Origin of the sequence: Bacteroides sp. CAG:633 (genome assembly GCF_000435115.1) — a bacterium.
GTDB lineage: Bacteria > Bacteroidota > Bacteroidia > Bacteroidales > Bacteroidaceae > Bacteroides > Bacteroides ndongoniae.
In genome coordinates, this window is sequence record NZ_FR883034.1 from 106,444 (window position 1) to 110,095 (window position 3,652).

3 protein-coding genes are annotated in these 3,652 nt (G+C 49.1%); 1 reads left to right on the forward strand and 2 read right to left on the reverse strand.

Annotated elements, in window-relative coordinates:
• Together QVP67_RS05015 and QVP67_RS05020 are read right to left on the reverse strand one after the other, a co-directional pair.
• Positions 1-1,168, reverse strand: a 1,168-nt coding sequence (locus tag QVP67_RS05015; RefSeq protein ID WP_288179919.1) for an MFS transporter, incomplete at its 3' end; no start/stop codon positions are given.
• A 60-nt stretch (positions 1,169-1,228) separates the two neighbouring features.
• Positions 1,229-2,329, reverse strand: a complete 1,101-nt coding sequence (locus QVP67_RS05020; RefSeq protein WP_022162470.1) for an aldose epimerase family protein — start codon at positions 2,327-2,329, stop codon at positions 1,229-1,231.
• A gap of 198 nt (positions 2,330-2,527) precedes the next feature.
• Between QVP67_RS05020 and QVP67_RS05025 the strand changes: the two genes are divergently transcribed.
• Positions 2,528-3,499 (forward strand): type I phosphomannose isomerase catalytic subunit, encoded by a 972-nt coding sequence (locus tag QVP67_RS05025; RefSeq protein WP_022162471.1) that lies wholly within the window; start codon positions 2,528-2,530, stop codon positions 3,497-3,499.
• Positions 3,500-3,652 lie beyond the last annotated feature (153 nt).

The following is a 3,652-nucleotide window of genomic DNA, read 5'->3' on the forward strand; positions in this document are numbered from 1 at the left end:
CGGGAGCCATAGCGGCTTCTTCCTTCAGTGCTTCGGCATACGACGAGAGGTCGACCGATGCGGGGTTGGCGATGAAGGCAGAGATCTGGTCGGCAGGAACACCGGCGTTGGTCAGGATTTCGGTAGTTTTGGCTACGGGGTCGTAAACGATCTTGGGCACATCGATACCGATGTTCTTGGGCAAGAACATGGCGATGACGATGAGTACGATGGCTGTGGCCGAAACGACAATCAGCTGAGTGCGGGTAGACACCTTACCGCTGATGGCGCTACTGGCCGAACGTCCGACAAGCATCAGCAGCCAGTAGATGGCAGCGATGGCTCCACCGATGGCAGCACCGTTGATGAGGATGCCGGCTCCCTTGCTCGAAGCGTCGGCCAGGTAGAAGTTGAGCGTGCCGGGGATACCGATTTCGATACCTACATAGATGAAGATACCGATAACGCCCAATACGGTGTGGCGGAAGCTCCAGGGGCTGTATTCGAATTTTTCCTTCTGTGCGCCGCCTTTTCTGAGGTGGGGCTCAGGGATGGATACGAACGAAATGATGATGAAGGCAGCTACGAATACGGCCATCGCGATGAACAGCAGCGGGGCTACGTCGGACATGGCGGTTTTCGAAGTTACTGTGCCGATCAGGGCGCCTACGAAGAGCGGAGTCAGTGTGCCCGACAGTGAGTTCAGCGCACCACCTGTCTGAATCAGCTGGTTACCCTTGTTGCCGCCGCCTCCGAGAAGGTTCAGCATGGGGTTCACCACGGTGTTGAGCATACATACGCAGAAACCGCAGACGAAGGCTCCGAGCAGGTAGATGATGAAGTTGAGCTTGATGGCGTATTCGCCCAGCGAGAAGACGTCGACATTGGCGCCTACGAGGCTAGACAGATACTGGATGAAGAGGCCGATGAAGCCGACAGCCATCGCGATGAGGGCGGTCTTCTTGTAGCCGATTTTGACAAGCATGTTACCAGCCGGGATACCCATGAAGAGGTAGGCCAGGAAGTTCATCATGTTACCCATCATACCCAGTGTGTTGGCACCGGCATATTGATTTTTCCATATCGTACCGAAGGGTGCGGCAAGATTGGTTACGAAAGAGATCATCGCAAAAATAAAGAACATGGTAATAATTGCGACGAGATTACCGTTCTGTTTTTGTTGTGTCATGGTTTTTTGAAAAAGTTAGGAGTTTATAATTATATTAAGTTAGTTTCAAAACATGGTTGGTCACGATTCTGTTACCCCAAACTTGTAAACGGTAATTTGCTGGTATTCATCGCCCGGCAGCAATACGCACGAGGGGAAGTGCGGCTTGTTGGGGGTGTCGGGGAAGCATTGTGCTTCGAAGCAGACTGCGCTTCGGGCAGGGAAGGTAGCGCCATGTGCGCCTGCAAATCCGCCCAGCCAGTTGCCAGTGTACACCTGTACGCCGTTTTCGGTCGTATATACTTCCATGGTTCGTCCACTTTCAGGCTCGGTGCAGGTGGCTGCCAGGCTCAATTCGCCCGCCTCGGTCTTGTTAAGCACATAGCAGTGGTCGTAGCCAGTGCCGTTGATCAGCTGCTGGAATGGCTCGTCGATGCGTTCGCCAATGGTATGCGGTGTGCGGAAGTCCATCGGAGTGCCTTCTACCTTGCTGATTTCGCCCGTCGGGATGGATACCTCGTCGATGGGGACGTAGAAGTCGGCGTTGATGGTAACAATGTTGTTCAGAACGGTAGGAGTGGGGTTGGCTATGCCGGCCAGGTTGAAGAAGCCGTGGTTGGTCAGGTTGACTACCGTAGCCTTGTCGGTAGTGGCTCTGTATTCGATTACCAGAGCGTTTGCTTCGTTCTCCAGGCGATAGGTCATTTCTACTTTCAGGTTGCCGGGGAAGCCTTCTTCGCCGTCGGCCGATGTGTAGTTGAAGATGACGGTTGTCGGATCGGGTTGTACAGCATCCCATACGCGTGTGTGGAAGCCTGTGGGACCACCGTGCAGGGAGTTGGGTCCGTTGTTGATGGCCAGCTGGTGTTTTTCGCCATACAGGGTGAACTCTCCTTTGGCAATTCGGTTGCCGTATCGTCCGATGGTGGTGTTCAGGAAGGGTTCGGGACTGTGGATGACGCTTTCAATATTGTCGTGTCCTAAAACGACGTTGGCATACTGTCCCTTTTTGTCGGGAACCATGATAGAAAGGATGGCGCATCCGTAATTGGTTACTGCAACTTCCATTCCTAATGCATTCTTAAGGATAAACAGATCTGTCTTTTTACTATCTATTTCCTTTTGAAAGTCCTTTCTGTCCAATCCGGACAAATTGCTTTCTGTTGGGGTAGTGTTTATCATAAACGTGGTATTAATTAAATTTCTTGCAAATAAAAAGAAATTCTTTTGTATACCCAAGTAATTGGAATGAAATGTGGAAAACATTTTAGGAAAGTTTAGCGTTTTGCGTCCTTGAATCGAATGAATATTTTTTGTATGTTTGCCGCCATAATTTAAAAATACTTATGTTTTTATTGAACATTTAACGAAAAACAACGAATGTATCCTCTAAAATTTGAGCCTATCTTGAAGCAGACGCTTTGGGGAGGTGATAAAATCATCCCGTTCAAACATTTGAATGAAAATTTGCCCAATGTGGGTGAAAGCTGGGAAATCTCTGCTGTAGAAGGGAGCGAGTCTGTCGTAGCAAATGGAGCTGACAAGGGCTTGACACTGCCCGAAATGGTCAGAAAATATAAAGAAGAGTTAGTGGGAGAAGCCAATTATATGCGCTTCGGCAATAAATTCCCTTTGCTCATCAAGTTTATTGATGCGAAGCTGGATTTGTCGATTCAGGTGCACCCCAACGACGAGCTGGCAAGAAAAAGACACAACAGCTTTGGCAAAAACGAAATGTGGTATGTGATTGCGGCCGACAAGGGTGCAAAGCTGATTTCAGGATTCGCCGAACAGATTACCCCCAAGGAGTACAAGGAGAGGGTGTACAATGGCACCTTTGCTGAAGTTTTGCAGACGTGCGAGATCAAGCCGGGCGATGTTTTCTATGTGCCGGCCGGTCGGGTGCATGGGATTGGCGCCGGTTCTTTCATTGCGGAAATCCAGCAGACTTCGGACGTGACTTATCGTATTTTCGACTATAATAGAAAAGACCAGAACGGCAAGGCCAGAGAGCTGCATACCAACCAGGCGATGGATGCCATCAACTTTGCCGATGTGCAGGATGACTTCCGCACGGAGTACGAACTGACCGAAAACGAGCCGATAGAAGTAGTAGCAAGTCCGTATTTCACGACTTCGGTTTACGATATGACAGAAGAAATCACTTGCGACTATTCAGAGCTCGATTCTTTTGTGATTTTCATCTGTACGGAGGGTTCTTGTAAGATAACCGACGACAGTAAGAATGAACTGACGTTGTGTGCGGGCGAAACAATATTGCTGCCGGCTTCTACGCAAGAGGTAACGATTACTCCCGACGGCAGGGTGAAGCTGCTCGAAACGTATGTGTGATGTCTGTAGAGAATAGATAAAGAATTCTATACGGGAAGGCACTGTCGTTTTTCGAGGAATGATGAGTGCCTTCTTTTGTATATATGTATTATATACCTTAATGTAGTTTTCTGTATCGGGCTTAGAAACTGTTTTGAATTGATTTAAGAATAA